General features: G+C 72.1%; 16 protein-coding genes. 7 read left to right on the top strand and 9 right to left on the bottom strand.

Annotated elements, in window-relative coordinates:
• From IE145_RS30050 to IE145_RS30040, 3 genes are all read left to right on the top strand, one after another.
• A partial coding sequence (locus tag IE145_RS30050) for a putative T7SS-secreted protein (RefSeq protein ID WP_268246828.1) occupies positions 1 to 1,315 on the top strand: 1,315 nt, incomplete at its 5' end.
• Positions 1,316 to 1,621 carry a YrhB domain-containing protein gene (locus IE145_RS30045; protein WP_189528582.1) on the top strand — a complete coding sequence of 102 codons (306 nt, stop codon included), beginning with the start codon at positions 1,316 to 1,318 and terminating at the stop codon, positions 1,619 to 1,621.
• Between the two features lies 1 nt (position 1,622).
• On the top strand, positions 1,623 to 2,924 hold the full coding sequence (locus IE145_RS30040; protein ID WP_189528581.1) for a YrhB domain-containing protein: 1,302 nt from the start codon (positions 1,623 to 1,625) through the stop codon (positions 2,922 to 2,924).
• Between the two features lie 63 nt (positions 2,925 to 2,987).
• Here the strand turns inward: IE145_RS30040 and IE145_RS30035 are convergent, their stop codons facing one another.
• From IE145_RS30035 to IE145_RS30000, 8 genes are all read right to left on the bottom strand, one after another.
• On the bottom strand, positions 2,988 to 3,596 hold the full coding sequence (locus tag IE145_RS30035) for a TetR/AcrR family transcriptional regulator (RefSeq protein ID WP_032764234.1): 609 nt from the start codon (positions 3,594 to 3,596) through the stop codon (positions 2,988 to 2,990).
• Positions 3,584 to 4,318: an enoyl-CoA hydratase family protein gene (locus IE145_RS30030; RefSeq protein WP_189528580.1), complete on the bottom strand. Its 735-nt coding sequence runs from the start codon at positions 4,316 to 4,318 to the stop codon at positions 3,584 to 3,586. The genes IE145_RS30035 and IE145_RS30030 overlap by 13 nt, the downstream gene beginning before the upstream one ends.
• Positions 4,315 to 5,922 carry a 4-coumarate--CoA ligase family protein gene (locus IE145_RS30025; protein WP_189528579.1) on the bottom strand — a complete coding sequence of 536 codons (1,608 nt, stop codon included), beginning with the start codon at positions 5,920 to 5,922 and terminating at the stop codon, positions 4,315 to 4,317. Before IE145_RS30025 ends, IE145_RS30030 begins: the two co-directional genes overlap by 4 nt.
• A 166-nt stretch (positions 5,923 to 6,088) precedes the next feature.
• The gene (locus IE145_RS30020) at positions 6,089 to 7,258 is read right to left on the bottom strand and encodes an acyl-CoA dehydrogenase family protein (protein WP_189528578.1); all 1,170 of its coding nucleotides are present in this window, start codon (positions 7,256 to 7,258) and stop codon (positions 6,089 to 6,091) included.
• A complete protein-coding gene (locus IE145_RS30015) occupies positions 7,255 to 9,333 on the bottom strand; it encodes an ATP-binding protein (protein ID WP_189528577.1) in 2,079 nt (692 codons plus the stop codon). Before IE145_RS30015 ends, IE145_RS30020 begins: the two co-directional genes overlap by 4 nt.
• Before the next feature lie 34 nt (positions 9,334 to 9,367).
• The gene (locus IE145_RS30010; RefSeq protein ID WP_189528576.1) at positions 9,368 to 10,966 is read right to left on the bottom strand and encodes an acyl-CoA carboxylase subunit beta; all 1,599 of its coding nucleotides are present in this window, start codon (positions 10,964 to 10,966) and stop codon (positions 9,368 to 9,370) included.
• Positions 10,963 to 12,735, bottom strand: coding sequence for an acyclic terpene utilization AtuA family protein (locus IE145_RS30005; RefSeq protein WP_189528575.1), 1,773 nt, complete (start codon positions 12,733 to 12,735; stop codon positions 10,963 to 10,965). Before IE145_RS30005 ends, IE145_RS30010 begins: the two co-directional genes overlap by 4 nt.
• Positions 12,732 to 13,556: a TIGR03084 family metal-binding protein gene (locus IE145_RS30000; RefSeq protein ID WP_189528574.1), complete on the bottom strand. Its 825-nt coding sequence runs from the start codon at positions 13,554 to 13,556 to the stop codon at positions 12,732 to 12,734. The genes IE145_RS30005 and IE145_RS30000 overlap by 4 nt, the downstream gene beginning before the upstream one ends.
• Before the next feature lie 143 nt (positions 13,557 to 13,699).
• On the opposite strand from IE145_RS30000, the gene IE145_RS29995 reads away from it, so the two are divergent.
• The 3 genes from IE145_RS29995 (at position 13,700) to IE145_RS29985 (ending at position 15,157) form a co-directional block, all read left to right on the top strand.
• Positions 13,700 to 14,416 (top strand): NUDIX domain-containing protein, encoded by a 717-nt coding sequence (locus tag IE145_RS29995; protein WP_189528573.1) that lies wholly within the window; start codon positions 13,700 to 13,702, stop codon positions 14,414 to 14,416.
• Between the two features lie 67 nt (positions 14,417 to 14,483).
• On the top strand, positions 14,484 to 14,726 hold the full coding sequence (locus IE145_RS29990; RefSeq protein WP_189528572.1) for a ribbon-helix-helix domain-containing protein: 243 nt from the start codon (positions 14,484 to 14,486) through the stop codon (positions 14,724 to 14,726).
• Positions 14,723 to 15,157, top strand: coding sequence for a PIN domain-containing protein (locus tag IE145_RS29985; protein ID WP_189528571.1), 435 nt, complete (start codon positions 14,723 to 14,725; stop codon positions 15,155 to 15,157). Before IE145_RS29990 ends, IE145_RS29985 begins: the two co-directional genes overlap by 4 nt.
• 28 nt (positions 15,158 to 15,185) lie before the next feature.
• On the opposite strand, the gene IE145_RS29980 is transcribed toward IE145_RS29985, so the two are convergent.
• Positions 15,186 to 16,142: an EamA family transporter gene (locus tag IE145_RS29980; RefSeq protein WP_189528570.1), complete on the bottom strand. Its 957-nt coding sequence runs from the start codon at positions 16,140 to 16,142 to the stop codon at positions 15,186 to 15,188.
• 226 nt (positions 16,143 to 16,368) lie between these two features.
• Between IE145_RS29980 and IE145_RS29975 the strand changes: the two genes are divergently transcribed.
• Positions 16,369 to 17,253 (top strand): LysR family transcriptional regulator, encoded by an 885-nt coding sequence (locus tag IE145_RS29975; RefSeq protein WP_189528569.1) that lies wholly within the window; start codon positions 16,369 to 16,371, stop codon positions 17,251 to 17,253.
• Positions 17,254 to 17,269: the final 16 nt, after the last annotated feature.

The raw sequence follows: 17,269 nt of genomic DNA, 5'->3' as shown, positions 1-17,269 counted from the left end.
GCCGCTCAACGATCCTCGCCACAGGCCACAGCCTATCGGGCCAATTGAGATGACTTCTAAATGGCTTCACGCCGCCGATGCCTGCGAGACTGCTGGGAAGGCCCTGGACACCTACTCCGACACCGTCAAGTGGGCGCAGGGGCAGGCGCAGGAGTCCATCGCCCTTTACAAGAAGGGCAAGCAGGCTTCCGAGCAGGCGGTGAAGGCATACAACGAGCGCATCGACGCCTACAACGCGAAGATCAAGGCGAACCAGGATCCCGGCCCGGTGCCAGAGCCCTTCAGGGATCCCGGCCGGGGCGACATCGAGGCGGCTCGGGAGAAGCTCGCCGAGGCCCGCCGACAGAGGAACACGGCTGCGGCAGGAGCCCGCGGCAAGATCAGGGAGGCGCTGGCACACGCGCCCGCCGAGCCCCCACCGCTGGACCGGCTCGGGGACAACGTCATCGACGGCTACTACGCCGTGAACACCGAGCTCACCCACGTCGCCGGTGGCGCGCTCAAAGGTGCTGCCGGAATGCTCAATTTCGCCCGCGGCCTCAACCCTCTCGACCCCTACAACATCACCCACCCCGCCGAGTACACCCAGAACGTCAGTATGACGTTGGCCGGGCTCACGTCGACCGCAGCGCACCCGGAGCGGATCGTCAAGGCAGCGGTGGACGGGTTCAAAAAAGACCCCTCCGAGTTCGTCGGACGGCTGCTTCCCGAACTCGTCGGCACCAAGGGCGCAGGATTCGTGCGTGGTGGCACGCGCCTCGGACTGAAGTACGCGGACGAGGCCGCAGGCGCCGCCCCGTCGAAGTGGAGCGATCTCGCGCGCAGCACGGATACGGCGAAAGAGAAGGCCATCCACTACGAATCGGTGAATCCGGCGAAAGCTCAGGAGTTCCTCGATTCCGAATACCCGTGGCTGAGGGATGTCAACAACACGGGACAGCACGGATACACACTGAACTGCAGTCACAACACCGTGACCGTGGACCGCCGCCTGGACGGCATCGAAGTCAGCGCAGCACCCAAGCAGGCCGGCGACCACATCCCGCCGGAGCAGCTCGGCCTCAAGGACAGGCCCAAGGGCACGTACGACTTCGTGGATAGTTACGATGACATCATCCGTGACCTCCAAGCCCGCGGGGAAGGGTCAAGGAGTGCTGTCTACATCAGCCGCCCCGACGGCACCGCCCATATTTTCAATGCCGTGAACACACCGCACGGCGTAGTGTTCCTCGATGGCCAGAGCGGAACTCTGGGATTTCTAGAGAGAAACGTCTCGTCCATCGGGCATATCCCGTATCGCAATGGAGCCCCGTAAATGGTGACCAAAGACGAAGCAGTGGCAAGCGCCAAGGCTTTCCTGCAGAAGATCGCACACCCGGACCGGGCAAATTCCATCGTAATGCTCCCGGATACAGCCATTGAGTTCACCTACGGCTGGACGGTGCGCTTCGATTTCAAGGAGCACATCGAAACAGGTGATTTCGCTCAGGCCCCGTTTTCTTCCGTGATCGTGGTGCCGCACGACCGGTCCGCCGCGCACTTCGCTCCCACTTTCCCGCCGACGGCGGAATACATGGCCCTCCAAGCAGCGGGCAACTGGCCGCCCCGGAAGGAGCAGTAGCGTGCTCCGCCCCGACCAGCAGGCCGCGGCCTGGCTTGCCCATACCTACCGCAGCCTCGCGGAACTGGCTGCACCCCAGCCGGTGGCCGAGTCGGCCTCGGCCTGGCTCATGGCCTGCCGGACCGTGCAGCAGCCCGGGTTCCCGCACACGCCGATGCTGGCGTCCTCGGTCGTCGTACCCAAGGACGGCAGCTCCCCCTTCCATCCCGCGCCGAGCGCGCCCCTCGCGGACCTGGAGCCCGCCGCTTCGTACGAGGCGGCCGTCGCCCGAGTCCATGACCAGGGGCGCAGGATCAACGCTCGTGGCGCTGTCGTGGCCCTGCACTCGGCGATCGGCCGGAGCCCTTCCACAGCGCTCGCCTGGCAGCCTTCGGACGAGGCTCCCGGCTGGTGGAGCAGGCTGACCCGCCGGTACTTCCCGGAGTTCGAGCGCCTGAGTGCGGACAGCTGGGACGAGGTCGTGAAGGCTGTCGCGGAGCCCGGCCCCGACACCCGGGGCCTGGTGTGGGTGCGCCGCGAGATCGGCGGCCAGGAGGCCACGGGCAATCTGGTCTACGCGCACAACAACAAGGGACAAGTAGTCTTTCTCGACGGACTGACGTCGTCCCTCGCCCGGTTGGACACCGACGGTGTGCACGAGTTGGTCTTCTTCAGGGCTCTGCCGGAGGCGATGAGGGTTCCGCGTCAGCCCTGGGAGCAGGAGGCGCACGACTTCGAGGCGGCCGTCACCAAGGCGCGGCTGTGGCTGGACAAAGCCTACGGCGGTCAGGCCGAGCTGGCCGGTCCGACCCCCGGCGACGAAACCCGGCGAGGCTGGGTCTTCTCCTGCGACACGCAGCGCCACCTGGAAAGCGGGCGCTGGCAGGACACCATGCTCGACGCGACACTGGTCGTCCCCAAGGACGCCGCCGAGCCCTTCGGCCTGCCGAATGCGGACCCCTGGAACTGGCTCGCCCACTGGGACTCCGGCGGGCGCCCCGGCACCGGGACGTTCCCGCCGCCGCCCCCGCCCGGCCGCGCCGACTGGTTCGAGTCGACGCTCGCCGAGCTCGGGCCCGTCCTGTCGACGTCGGACCACCGGACCTGGTCCTCAGCGGCCGACGAACTGTCGTCCTTCCCGGCCGGCTCGCGTGCTCTGGTCTGGATCCGCCGGACGGACGGCCGGGGGCGTGAGGCCGTGGGATGGCTCGTCAACGGGCTCACCACGGCGGACGGCGTGCTGCTCCTCGACGGCTCGTCCGAAGAGCCGGTGTCCTTCGACCCGACCGGAGTCCGGGCACTGCACGTCATCCGGTACCGCTGAGTCGACTTCGTAGCGCTGGGCGGGGCGCGAAGTCGGGCCGGATGGCCAGAACGCCCCCCGGCCTCAGCCCAGCCCCTCCTCCACCAGCGCCGCCCACTGCGCCACCACCCGCTCCCGGCGGGCCGTGTCGTCGGTGAGGAGGTTGGCGAGGCCGAGGCCGCGGGCCATGTCCAGGAGGCCCTGGACCGTTTCGCGGGTGCCCGGGCGGGACTCGTCCGCGCCCAGGAGTTCGACCGCGATGCGGTGGGTCTCGCGGCCCACCCGCGCCTCCAGTTCCGTGACGCGCGGGCGGAGCTGGGCCTCGTTGGAGGCGGCCACCCAGAGCTGGAGCGCCGCCCGGAACAGCGGGCCCGTGTAGAGGTCGACCAGGGCCGCGACCACCTCCGCGCGGCCCTGGACGGGGAGCGCGCGCAGGGCGGCCGAGCGTTCCTCGGCCACGTACTCCACCGCACCCGTGAACAGGTCCTCCCGGGTCGGGAAGTGGTGCTGGGCCGCGCCCCGCGAGACGCCGGCCCGTTCCGCGACCACCGAGACGGTGGAGCCCGCCCAGCCGTGTTCGGCCAGACAGGCCACCGCCGCCTCCAGCAGCCGTTGCCGCGTCGCCCGGCTGCGGTCCTGCTTGGGCGCGTGCGCAGCCCGGGAGGCAGAGAAGGAAGGTGTCACCGCACCCATGCCGGGTCCCGTCGTTCGAGGAAGGCCGTCATCCCCTCCCTCGCCTCGTCGGAGGCGAACAGCTTCGCTGATCGGGCGATGAGGTCTTCGGCGTACTGGTCGAAGCTCCTCAGCACCGTAGCCGTGACCAGCTCCTTCGATGCGGCCAGCCCCTGAGGTGAGGCCCGGCGCAGTCCGTCCAGGACCGGGGCAAGGCCCTCCTCCACGTCCTCGGCGGCCACCGTGACCAGGCCGATCCTCGCCGCCTCCGCCGCGTCGAACCTCTCCCCGGTCAGGTAGTAGCGGTTCGCCGCCGTACGGTCCAGGCGCGGGAGCAGCGTGAGGGAGATGACCGCGGGGGCCAGGCCCAGGCGGGACTCGGTGAGGGCGAAGGACGATCCCTCGCCCGCCACCGCGATGTCGCAGGCCGCCAGCAGGCCCAGGCCGCCCGCCCGGACGTGGCCGGTCACCCGGGCCACGACCGGCTTCGGCAGTGCCACGATCTCCCGCATGAGGCCCACGAACGCCTCCGGGTCCGGCGGAGCCGTCAGGTCCGCCCCGGCGCAGAACGTCGATCCGGTGTGGGTCAGCACCACCGCCCGTACGGTGTCGTCGGCGGCACAGCCCGCCAGAGCCTCACGCAGCTCCCCCACCAGCGCCGCCGACAGCGCGTTGCGGTTGGCCGGGGAGTCCAGCGTCAGCGTCGCGATGCCCCGGTCCCGGGATGTGGCGATCAGGGTCACTGCTCCTCCGATGTTCCCGAACGATTCGTCTTCTCGCGGTCGCGCAGCTCGCGCCGGAGGATCTTGCCGGAGGCCGCCCGGGGCACCGTCTCGATGAACTCGGCCTGCCGCACCTTCTTGTAGGGAGACACGCGCTCGGCCACGTACGTCATGACGTCGTCCGCCGTCAGACCCTCCGCCGCCGGTCCCGGTCCCCGGACCAGGAACGCCTTCGGGACCTCGTTGCCCTCCGCGTCGTACACCCCGATCACCGCCGCGTCCGCCACCGCCTCGTGCGTCAGGAGCAGCGCCTCCAGCTCGGCGGGGGCCACCTGGTAGCCCTTGTACTTGATCAGCTCCTTCACCCGGTCGACGACGTACAGCCAGCCGTCCTCGTCGGTCCGGCCGACGTCGCCCGTGTGCACCCAGCCGTCCTCGTCGATCATCGCGGCCGTGGCGTCCGCGCGGCCCAGGTAGCCCTTCATCACCTGCGGGCCCCGGATCAGGATCTCGCCGTCCGCCCCCGGTTCCGCGTCCTTCGCCGGGTCCTCCAGCGACACGATCCGCATCTCGGTGTTCGGCAGCAGCTTGCCGACCGTGCCCGGCGGCGGCTGCTCGACGGAGAGGGGCACCACGTGCGTGCCGGGCGACAGCTCCGTCATCCCGTACGCCTGCCGCACCGGCGGCACCCCCAGCCGGGCCGAGCACGCCGCCGCCAGCTCGGCGTCCAGCGGGGCGGCGGCGCTGACGATGTACTGGAGCGAGGACAGGTCGTACTCCCCGACCAGCGGGTGCTTCGCGAGGGCCAGCACGATCGGCGGCGCCACGTACAGGCCGGAGATGCGGTGGGTCTGGATGGCCTCCAGGAACTGCGCCAGGTCGAAGCGGGGCAGTACGACGACCGTCGAGCCGCAGCGCAGCGGCACGTTCATCAGCGCCGTGAGGCCGTAGATGTGGAAGAAGGGCAGGACCGCCAGGATGCGGTCGCCCTCGTTCATCGGGATGAACGGTCTCAGCTGCTCCAGGTTGGTCGCGATCGACCGGTGCGTCAGCATCACGCCCTTGGGCGTGCCCGTCGTGCCGGAGCTGTACGGGAGGGCCGCCACGTCCTCGCCGGGGTCGATCGCGACCTCCGGCTCGGGAGCCGTGGAGGACAGCATGTCCAGGATCGAGGTGTGCCCCTCCGCCTGGTCGCATACGTAGATCTCCCGGACACCGCACGCCAGTTCGGCCGCTCGGCGGGCCGTGGCCAGCAGCGGGGAGACCGTGACGATCCACTGCGCCCCGCTGTCCGCGAGCTGCTTGGCGAACTCCTCGGGCGTGGCCAGCGGGTGGACCGTGGTGACCGAGGCTCCGGCGCGGGTGGCACCGTAGAAGACCGCCGGGTAGGCGATGGTGTTCGGGCTGTGCAGGGCGAGGACGTCGCCCTTCCTGAGCCCCGCCTCGGCCAGCGCGGCGGCGATACGCCGGTGGAAGCCGTCGAGTTGGGCGTAGGTGAGGGACATGCCGTTCGTCCCGTCGATCAGGGCGACGGTGTCACCGAACCCGGCGGCCTCGCCGAGGACCGCGTCGTGGATGGGTGTGTCGAGGGCCGTTACGTCTGCGTACTCGCTGCGGAACACCATGGCGGTCCCCTGTCGTCGCGGTCGCCCGCGCCGCCCGGGTGGCGGCGCGGGACGCCGTGCGGGTGTGGAGTGTGGAGGTCAGAATTACCCCTGTGGGGGAGGTAGGGGGAGAGGGCGGACGGGATCAGATCACGAGGAACGGGCGGCGGGGAACGGGAAAGCGGGGCTAGTACGACTTCGGCAGGCCCAGCGACTGGTGCGAGACGTAGTTCAGGATCATCTCGCGGCTGACCGGGGCTATCCGGGCCACCCGTGACGCGGTGATCAGGGACGCGAGGCCGTACTCCCGGGTCAGGCCGTTGCCGCCGAGCGTGTGCACCGCCTGGTCGACGGCCTTCACGCACGCCTCCCCGGCCGCGTACTTCGCCATGTTCGCCGCCTCGCCCGCCCCGATGTCGTCGCCCTCGTCGTACAGCCGGGCCGCCTTCTGCATCATCAGGCGCGACAGCTCCAGGTCGATGTGCGCGGTGGCGAGCGGGTGCGCGATGGCCTGGTGCGAGCCGATGGGCTCCTTCCAGACCTGGCGGGTACGGGCGTACTCGACGGCCCTGGAGAGTGCGAAGCGGCCCATCCCGATGCCGAACGCGGCCGTCATGATCCGCTCGGGGTTCAGCCCGGCGAAGAGCTGGAGCAGGCCCGCGTCCTCGTCGCCGACCAGGGCGTTCGCCGGCAGCCGCACATCGTCCAGGACCAGCTCGAACTGCTTTTCCGGGGCGTGCAGTTCCATGTCGATCCGGTTCCGGCCGAACCCGGGGGCATCGCGCGGGACGATGAACAGGCAGGGCTTCAGCTTCCCGGAGCGCGCGTCCTCGGTCCGCCCGACGATCAGCGTGGCGTCGGCCATGTCGACACCGGAGACGAAGACCTTGCGTCCGGTGAGGACCCAGTCGCCGCCGTCGCGGCGGGCGGTGGTGGTGATGCGGTGGGAGTTCGATCCGGCGTCCGGCTCGGTGATGCCGAACGCCATGGTGAGACTGCCGTCGGCGAGGCCCGGCAGCCACGTCCGCTTCTGCTCCTCCGTACCGAACCGGGCGATGACCGTGCCGCAGATCGCGGGCGACACGATCATCATCAGCAGCGGAGAGCCGGCCGCGCCCAACTCCTCCAGCACGATCGAGAGTTCGGCCATGCCGCCGCCTCCGCCGCCGTACTCCTCGGGAAGGTTCACCCCGAGGTAGCCGAGCTTGGCGGCCTCCGCCCACAGCTCGTCGGTGTGCTTGCCCTCGCGGATGACGGTGGTCATGTAGTCGCGCCCGTACCGCTTGCCGAGGGCGGCGACGGCTGCGCGCAGGGCCTGGTGCTCTTCGGTTTCGAGGGCGGTGCGTGCGGTGCTCATGCGGTCTCCTCCGGTACGGGAACGGGTACGGGGGTGGCGGCCGGGTCCTCCTGGACCACGGCGAGCAGCGCGCCGACCTCGACCTGATGGCCGGGGGCGGCGTGCAGAGCGGTGAGGGTGCCGGAGGCGGGGGCGAGGATGCGGTGCTCCATCTTCATCGCCTCCAGCCAGATCAGCGGCTGCCCGGCCTCGACGGTGACCCCGGTCGTCAGGCCGTCGGCCAGGCGGACGACGGTCCCGGGCATCGGGGCGAGCAGGGAGCCGGGGGCGGTGTGCGTGGCGGGGTCGGTGAAGCGGGGCAGGGCGGTGAAGGTGTACGAGGCGTCGGTGGTGTCCACGTGGACCCGGTCGCCGTGCGCGGTGATGGCGAAGTGCCGGGTCACGCCGTCCACTTCGAGCGTCACGCGGTCGGGGGTCGCGGTCAGGACCCGGGTGCCGGGGGTCTCGTACGGTTGCGGGATTCCGGTGCGCGGGGTGCGGTAGGCCACCTCGTGCTCGGTGCCGTCGGGTTCGCTGCGGTAGCGCTTGCGCTGGGGCTGCGAGGGGACGTTGCGCCAGGCCCCGAAGCGGGCCGGGGCGGGGCGGTGGGCCGATACGCCCCGGCCCGCTTCGGTTCCTCGTACGGCGTCCGCGCCCCGTACGGCCCCCGCACCCCCTGCGGCCTCCGCACCCCGTACGGCTTCCGCGCCTCGTACGGCTTCCGCCAGGGTCGCGGCGAGGGCGGCCGTGGCGGGGTCCCGGCCGGCTCCGGGGGCGGTGAGGTCCGCCAGGTGCCGGTCGTAGAACCCCGTGTCCGGGCGGGCCGCCGCGAAGTCCGGGTGGCGCAGCGAGCGGACGAGCAGGTCGCGGTTGGTGACCGGACCGTGGACGCGGGCCCGCTCCAGCGCTCGGGCGAGCAGCCGGACGGCCTCGGTGCGGGTCGGGGCGTGGGCGATCACCTTGGCGATCATCGGGTCGTAGTGCACGCCGATGGTGTCCCCGCCGGTGTAGCCGGTGTCCAGGCGCAGGCCGGGGCCCTCCGGCACCTCCAGGGTGAGCAGCGCACCGGTCTGCGGCTGCCAGCCCCGTGCCGGGTCCTCGGCGTAGAGCCGGGCCTCGACCGCGTGGCCGGACGGCTGCGGGGGCTCGGGGGACGGCAGCGGTTCACCTTCCGCCGCCCGCAGTTGCAGGGCGACGAGATCGAGCCCGAACACGGCTTCCGTCACCGGGTGTTCGACCTGGAGGCGGGTGTTCATCTCCAGGAAGTACGGGCGGCCGTCGGCGGAGACCAGGAACTCCACGGTGCCCGCGCCCCGGTAGTCCACGGCTCGGGCCGCCGCCACCGCCGCTTCGTGGAGCCGCGTGCGCAGCGCCTCGTCCAGGCCGGGAGCGGGGGCCTCCTCGATGACCTTCTGGTGGCGGCGCTGGAGCGAGCAGTCGCGGGTCCCGAGCGCCCACACGGTGCCGTGCGCGTCCGCCATCACCTGGACCTCGACGTGCCGGCCGCGCTCCACGTACGGCTCGGCGAAGACCTCCCCGTCGCCGAAGGCGGACGCGGCCTCAGCAGCCGCCGCCAGCAACTCACCCGGCAGGGCGTCGAGTTCGCGGACGACGCGCATGCCGCGCCCACCGCCGCCGGAGGCCGCCTTGAGCAGCAGCGGCAGATCGGCCTCGCCCGCCGTCGCCGGGTCCACCGGGGCCAGCAGTGGCACCCCCGCCCCCGCCATCAGCTCCTTCGCCCGGGTCTTGGAGGCCATCAGCTCGATCGCCTTCACCGGCGGCCCCACCCACACCAGCCCGGCGTCCTGCACGGCGGCGGCGAAGGCGGCGTTCTCGGAGAGGAAGCCGTAGCCGGGGTGCACGGCGTCCGCCCCGGCGGCCCGCGCGGCGGCCACGACGAGGTCGCCGCGCAGATAGGTGTCGGCGGGGGCCGCGCCCGGCAGCCGTACGGCGAGGTCAGCCTCCCGTACGTGCAGGGCGTCGGCGTCCGCGTCGGAGTACACGGCGACCGTGGTGATGCCCAGGTCGCGGCAGGTGCGGAAGATCCGGCAGGCGATCTCGCCCCGGTTGGCGACGAGCAACGTGGTGATGGTCATCCGGGCCCCATCGGTAGCGGTGGTCATCTGGGCCTCACATCCGGAAGACGCCGAAGCCGCCACGGGCGCCCTCGACCGGTGCGGTGTGGATCGCGGACAGGCACATCCCGAGGACGGTCCGGGTGTCGCGCGGGTCGATGACCCCGTCGTCGTACAGCCGCCCGGACAGGAACACCGGCAGCGACTCCGCCTCGATCTGCTGCTCCACCATCGCGCGCAGTCCGGCGTCCGCCTCGTCGTCGTACGGCTGCCCCTTCGCGGCGGCCGAGGCGCGGGCCACGATGGAGAGGACCCCGGCCAACTGCTGCGGGCCCATCACGGCGGACTTGCTGCTGGGCCAGGCGAAGAGGAAGCGCGGGTCGTAGGCCCGGCCGCACATCCCGTAGTGCCCGGCCCCGTAGGACGCGCCCATCAGGACCGACAGGTGCGGGACCCTGGAGTTGGCGACCGCGTTGATCATCATCGCGCCGTGCTTGATGATGCCGCCCTGCTCGTACTCCTTGCCGACCATGTAGCCGGTGGTGTTGTGGAGGAAGAGGAGCGGGATGTCCCGCTGGTTGGCGAGCTGGATGAACTGGGCGGCCTTCTGCGACTCCTCGCTGAACAGCACCCCCTGGGCGTTGGCGAGGATCCCGACCGGGTAGCCGTGCAGCCGCGCCCACCCCGTGACCAGGCTCGTCCCGTACAGCGGCTTGAACGCGTCGAAGTCCGAGCCGTCGACCAGCCGGGCGATGACCTCGCGCGGGTCGAACGGGGCCTTCAGGTCGTCCGGCACGATCCCGAGCAGCTCGTCCTCGTCGTACTTCGGCGGCTCGGCGGGGCCCGGGTCGGGGTGAGCCTTGCGCCAGTTGAGCCGGGCGACGATCCGGCGGGCCTGCCGGATCGCGTCGTGCTCGTCCACGGCGAAATGGTCGGCGAGCCCCGACGTACGGGCGTGCATCTCGGCCCCGCCGAGGGACTCGTCGTCGCTCTCCTCGCCGGTGGCCATCTTCACCAGGGGCGGTCCGCCGAGGAAGACCTTGGACTGCTCCTTGATCATCACGGTGTGGTCGGACATGCCGGGGACGTACGCGCCTCCGGCGGTGGAGTTGCCGAACACGACGGCCACGGTGGGGATTTGGGCGGCCGAGAGCCGGGTGATGTCCCGGAAGAGCGCCCCGCCGGGGATGAAGATCTCCTTCTGGGAGGGCAGGTCGGCCCCGCCCGACTCCACCAGGCTGACGCAGGGCAGGCGGTTGGCGAAGGCGATTTCGTTGGCGCGCAGGGCCTTCTTCAGCGTCCACGGGTTCGACGCCCCGCCGCGCACGGTCGGGTCGTTGGCGGTGATCAGGCACTCGACGCCCTCGATCACCCCGATCCCGGTGACGAGCGAGGCCCCGACCGCGTAATCGCTGCCCCAGGCGGCCAGCGGCGACAGCTCCAGGAACGGGGTGTCGGGATCGACGAGCAGCTCGATCCGCTCCCGGGCCGGGAGCTTGCCGCGCCCCCGGTGGCGGGCCACGTACTTCTCGCCGCCGCCCGCCAGCGCCTTGGCGTGCTCGGTCTCCAGCTCGGCGAGCTTCTCCGCCATGGCGGCCCGATTCGACGCGTACTCGGGGCTGTTGGTGTCGAGCGCGGTGGGCAGGACGGTCATGCGGTCACCTCCGGGTCTTCGATGCCTTCGAGCAGCCCGACCGGGACGGGCAGCCGGCGCGATCGCAGCCACTCCCCCAGCGCCTTCGCCTGCGGGTCGAACCGGGCCTGGGCGGCGACGCCTTCGCCCAAGAGGCCGTGGACGGTGAAGTTCAGGGCGCGGAGGTTGGGCAGGACGTGGCGGACGACGGTCAAGCCGGCGGTCTCCGGCAGAAGTTCCTTGAACCGCTCGACGCTCAGTTCATGTGCCAGCCACCGCCAGGCAGCGTCGTCGCGCACCCAGACGCCCACGTTGGCGTCACCGCCCTTGTCACCGCTGCGCGCGCCCGCGATCAGGCCGAGGGGGACGCGCCGGGTGGCGGTGGAGGGGTACGGGTCGGGCAGCGGCGGTGGCTCGACTTCGGCCAACTCTTGCGTGATTCCAGATGGTTTGATGACCAGCCGGTTGCCGTCCGGCAGCACGGCGAGGTGCTCGGCCTCCGCCGCCGGTACCGGCCTGGCCTCGAACACTCCGTAGGGCGCGCCCTTTCCGGGCGGGGCGGTGACGTGGAAGCCGGGGTAGCTGCCGAGGGCCAGCTCGATGGCGGCCCCGGAGACGGTGCGGCCGACCGCTTCGGCGTCCTGGTCGCGGACGACGAGCCGGAGCAGGGCGCTGGCCCGCTCCTCGGTGTCGGCGTCGGCGTGGTCGGTACGGGACAGCTCCCAGCGCACCTCGGCGGGCGGGCGGGTGCCGCCCCGCTCCAGGGCGTCGGCGAACTGGTCCCGCACCAGCGCCGCCTTGGCCTCGATGTCGAGTCCGGTCAGGACGAAGACGACCTCGTTGCGCCAGCCGCCGAGCCGGGTCAGCCCGGCCTTGAGGGTGGGCGGCGGGGCCTCGCCGCGTACGCCGTCGATGCGGACCCGGTCGGGGCCGTCGGAGGTGAGCCGTACGGTGTCGAGGCGGGCGGTGACGTCGGGGCCCGCGTACCGGGCTCCGCCGGTCTCGTAGAGGAGTTGGGCGGTGACGGTGGAGAGGTCGACGACCCCGCCCGTACCGTCGTGCTTGGTGATGACGGACGAGCCGTCGGCGTGGATCTCGGCGAGCGGGAAGCCGGGGCGGCGGAGCCGGGCGGGGTCGTACTCGCCGAAGAAGGCGTGGTTGCCGCCGGTCGCCTGTGTACCGCACTCCAGGACGTGCCCGGCGACCACGGCCCCCGCGAGCGCGTCCAGGTCGTCCGGGCCCCAGCCGAAGTGGGCGGCGGCCGGCCCGGTGACCAGGGCCGCGTCGGTGACCCGGCCGGTCACGACGACATCGGCCCCGGCCCGCAGACAGGCGGCGATCCCGGAGCCGCCGAGGTAGGCGTTGGCGGTGAGGAACCCGTCCGGGACGGGCAGGCTGTCGCCCTCGACGTGCGCCACGGTGACGGGCACGCCGACCTTGTCCCCCAACTGCCGTACCGCGTCAGCGAGTCCGGCAGGGTTGAGGCCGCCCGCGTTGGCGACGATCTTCACCCCGCGCTCGTGGGCGAGGCCGAGCCCCTCCTCCAACTGGCGCAGGAAGGTGGTGGCGTAGCCCTTCCGCGGGTCCTTGAGGCGGCTGCGGCCGAGGATGAGCATGGTCAGCTCGGCGAGGTAGTCGCCGGTGAGGACGTCGAGGGGGCCGCCGGTGAGCATGTCGCGCAGGGCGTCGAAGCGGTCGCCGTAGAAGCCGGAGGCGTTGCCGATGCGGAGGACGGGGGCGAGGGCGGGAGCGGGGGCGGCCTCGGGTGCGGGCCCGGCGTGGGCGCTCATCGGCGTCCGTCCGGCTCCGCGCGGTCCGGTTGTTCCGCGCGCGGCAGCCGGCCCGGCCCCGGCGGCCCTGCGAAGGCCTGGGCGATGGAGAGCCACTGGTCGGCGTCGCGCCCCTCAGCGGTGACCGCGAGGTCGTCGCGGTGGGCGCGCTGGGTGACCAGGAGGCAGAAGTCGAGGAGCGGCCCGGTGACGCGCTGGTCGGCGTCCTGTGGCCCGTACGCGATCATCTCGCCGTCCGCCGCGTGGAGTTCGACGCGGAACTCCCCGTCGGGCGCGGTGATGCCGCGTACCGCGTAGGCGTAGTTCCGGGCCCGGACGCCGATCCGCGCCACATGGCGCAGCCGGGCGGTCGGGGCCCGGGTGACGCCCAGGGCGTCGGCGATGTCCTGGCCGTGGGCCCAGGTCTCCATGAGCCGGGCGGTCGCCATGGACGCGACGCTCATCGGCGGCCCGTACCAGGGGATCCGGGTGCCGTCCGGGGCGTCGCGAAGGACCTTGTCGAGCCGGGCCCGGCCCTCCCGCCAGCGGGCGAGCAGGGCGTTTGGGGCGTGGGAGGCGACCAGGGCGTCGGCCGCCTCGTCGACGAAGGAGTCGGGGGCGGCCAGGGCCTTGGCCACCTCGTCGCCGAACCGGTCCGGCTCGGTGGCCGCCAGCAGCGCGACCTCGTCGGTCCAGCTGAGGTGGGCGATCTGGTGGGCGACGGTCCACCGCGCGGCGGGCGTCGGTCCGCGCCAGCCCGCGATGTCCAACTCCCCCACCAGTGCGTCGAGTTCGTCGCTCTCTTCGCGCAGATCGTCGATCACGGCTACGACAGCGGACACGTGCGCTCCCCTCGGGACCGGGTGTGGTGCCGAGGAGCATGGCAGCGCACCGGGAAACAATCAAGCACGCTTGCATGATTTTCTGCCCGCCCGGATTCCCGTTCCGGGCGCGGCCCGCCCCCGGGGCGCGTTAGCCTCCGTCGATGACTGCCGAAACCCGCCCGGTGACCGTCCTGTTCGAGGCCGGCAAGCTGATCCTGGAGCTCCACCACGACGCGGAGGGCGCGTACCACGCCTTTCCCGGTGGGCGCCCCGGGGCTGCTGCCGCACCACGCGTCGCCCTGTCCCTGGCGGAGGCCCTGCACGCCCGCATCCGGCCCGCCGGGACGGCGGAGACGGTGCTGCGCGCCTGGGCGCGGGGCGCGGCGCCGCGGGGTCCGGTGGCCCTGGCCGATCCTGCGGCGGTCCCGCCGGTACGGGTGCGGGCCGGGGCGGTCGTCATCCGCGACGGGGCCGTGCTGCTGATCCGGTTCACCGAGGCGGACGGCGGGTCGAACTACGAGATTCCGGGCGGCGGGGTCGAGGCGGGCGAGACGCTGGAAGCGGCCGTTCTGCGGGAGCTGGGGGAGGAGACCGGCCTGGCCGGGACCGTCGGGCCCGAGCTCGCCCGGGTCTGGAAGGACGGCCGGCACGAGCACTACTTCCTCGTGTCCGCGACCGGCGAGGTCGGCCCGCCCGAGACGCTGGACAACTACGGCGGCGCCCCGGTCTGGGTACCGGTGGAGCGCCTGCCCGCCACCCCGCTGTGGCCCCGGCGGCTGTCCTGGCGCATCGACCACTGGTACCGGACGGGGTGGCCCGAGCGCCCGGCGGAACTGGCCGACTCCATCACGGAGCTGGGGCCGCCGTGCGGGTGGTGAGGGGTGCGCGTCCGGCCCGTGGTTTACCACCCTGCCCTACGTAGGGCAGGGTGGTAAATTGGACAGCATGATAAAGACGACCGTGTATCTTCCGGACGAATTGGAAGTACGACTGGACGCCGAGTCGTCCGCGACCGGCGTCAGCAAGGCCGAGCTCATCCGGCGTGGCATTGCCATGCTGCTGGACAGCGCGGAGCGACCGAAGCGAAGCCGTGAGCTGCCTGTTTTCGACAGCGGACTCTCCCGCACACCCGAAGAGATGGACGACGCCGTCTACGCGCACATCAAGGAACGGGCCGCACGCCGTTGATCATCGTCGCCGACACCTCGGCCCTCTACGCCGCTTTCGACGCCGCCCAGACCGAGCACGCCGCGGCGGCCAGAATCCTGGAGCACGAGCGGCTGGCGATCTCCCCTCTCGTCGTCACCGAACTGGATCACCTGGTCCACCGCGACCTGGGGTTCCCGGCGGCGCTGCAGGTGATGGAGGCGCTGAACTCCCGCATGGACGACGGGCAGTACCGCCTCGCCGAGCTCAAGCTCACGGATTTGCACAGCGCTCATGAGGTCCGGCGGAAGCACGAAGGCCTGGGGCTCGACCTGGCCGACGCCGTCGGAGTGGTCCTGGCCGACCGCTACCGGACAGATCGCATCTTCACCCTCGACCAGCGCGACTTCCGCGCGATGTCACCGCTGACTCCCGGGCTGGACTCCTTCCGGATCCTGCCCGCCGACTGCTGAGGCCTCTCCCGCCCCCGGCGACCGCGCCTCACGCCTCGCGCCGTGGCGCCGACCCCGACCGGCTGCGCACCGCGCCGATGCTCGCCCCGATGACCAGGGCGATGGCGAGGGCGTCCGTCGTGGAGAGGGCCTGGTCCAGGATCAGGAAGCCCGCACCGGCGGCGATGGCCGGCTCCAGGCTCATCATCACGGCGAACGTGGGCGCGGGCAGCCGGCGCAGGGCCATCAGCTCCAGGGTGTACGGAAGGACCGAGCTGAGGACCGCCACCGCCGCGCCGAGCGCCACCGTGGACGGGACCGTGAGCTTCGCCCCGGACTCGATGATGCCGAGCGGCAGCGAGAGGACCGCCGCGACCACCATGGCCAGCGCGAGCCCGTCCGCCTGCGGGAAACGGCGGCCGGTGCGGGCGCTGAACACGATGTACGCCGCCCACATCGCCCCGGCCCCCAGGGCGAAGGCCGCGCCGAGCGGGTCGAGGCGGTCGAAGCCGCCGCCGCCCAGCAGGACCACGCCGACGAGGGCGAGCCCGGCCCACAGGACGTTGATCAGGCGGCGGGAGGCGAAGACCGAGAGGGCGAGGGGGCCCAGCACCTCCAGGGTGACGGCGATACCGAGCGGAATCCGGTCCAGCGCCAGGTAGAAGAGCGTGTTCATGCCGCCCATCGCGAGGCCGAAGGCCAGCACCGTGCCCCAGTCGGCACGCGAGTGGCCGCGCAGCTTCGGGCGGCAGACCACCAGCAGGATCAGCGCGGCGGCGGCCAGCCGCAGGGTGACGACGCCCAGCGCGCCCGCCTTCGGCATCAGCAGCGCCGCGACGGCCGAGCCGAACTGGACGGACAGGCCACCGGCGACCACCAGGGCGATCGGCGCCAGCGCCGCCCGGCGGTCGGCCCAGGACCGTCCGGTGCCTTCGAGTGCCGTCACCGCTTCGGGTACGGCGACGGCTGCGGCGGCCGGTTCGGCGGCGCTGCGCTGATCGTTCACGGGGGCCTTCCGGACTGAGCGAGTAGGTGACGATTAGGTGCAGTGCAGTGCAGTGCATTGCTGTGCTGTGCATTGCATTGCAGTGCATTGCAGTGCATTGCAGTGCACTGCAATGGACTGGACGGTACAGGATGCGGAACTCCGTCCGCCATGGGTTTCCCTTCACGGTAAAGACGCCCGCGCGTTCCGTGAAATGCCCATCACGCTCTCGTTATGCTTCCCGCGCATGAACGAGGAACCCTCCCCCGGCCGCCCCGTGGAACTCCGGCATCTGCGGGCCTTCCTGGCGGTCGCCGACGAGCTCAACATCACGCGCGCCGCCGCCCGCCTCCGGCTGACCCAGCCCGCCGTGTCCCGCACCCTCGCCGCACTGGAGCGGCACCTCGGAGTCCGGCTCGTCGACCGCTCCACCCATCACCTCGCCCTCACCCCCGACGGCCTCGCCTTCCGCGACAAGGCCGCCGCCGCGGTCGCCGCCTTCGACGAGGCGCTCGACTCGGGACGGTTGCGCACCTGGCCGCTGCGGCTCGGGCACGCCTGGTCCGCGTTCGGGCCGCACACCACACCGCTGCTGCGGACCTGGCAGGAGCGGTTCCCGGGCACCCCGCTGGAACTGCTCCGGATCGACGACCGCACCGCCGGACTGGCCCGGGGCGAGGTCGACGCGGCGCTGCTGCGCGGGCCGGTGGACGCGCCGGGGCTGGTCACCGAAGTGCTGTTCACCGAGGTGCGGGTGGCGGCGGTGACGGCGGACGGGCCGCTCGCGGCGCGCCCCTCGCTCGTACTCGCCGACCTCGCGGACGGCCCCGTCGTCCTGAACACCGTCTCCGGCACCACCACCGTGGACCTCTGGCCGCCGCACGCCCGCCCGGCCGCCACGCTCACCGTCGGCAACACCGACGACTGGCTCACCGCCATCGCCGCCGGCCGCGGCAGCGGGGTGTCCACGACGTCGACCGCGGAGCTGCATCCGCACGCGGGGGTCGCCTACGTCCCGCTCGACGACGCTCCGGGCGTCCCGGTCCTGCTCGCCCGCCGTGACGCGCCGGGCCACCCGGCCCTCCCTCAACTGGCCTCCCTGGCCCGCGAGATCGTCGCCCGGAGGCCATGACGCCGAGAAGGGGCCG

This window comes from Streptomyces sindenensis, assembly GCF_014649035.1.
Lineage (GTDB): Bacteria > Actinomycetota > Actinomycetes > Streptomycetales > Streptomycetaceae > Streptomyces > Streptomyces sindenensis.
The sequence above is the reverse complement of the archived record's forward strand: the minus strand, read 5'-3'. Positions and strand labels throughout refer to the sequence as shown.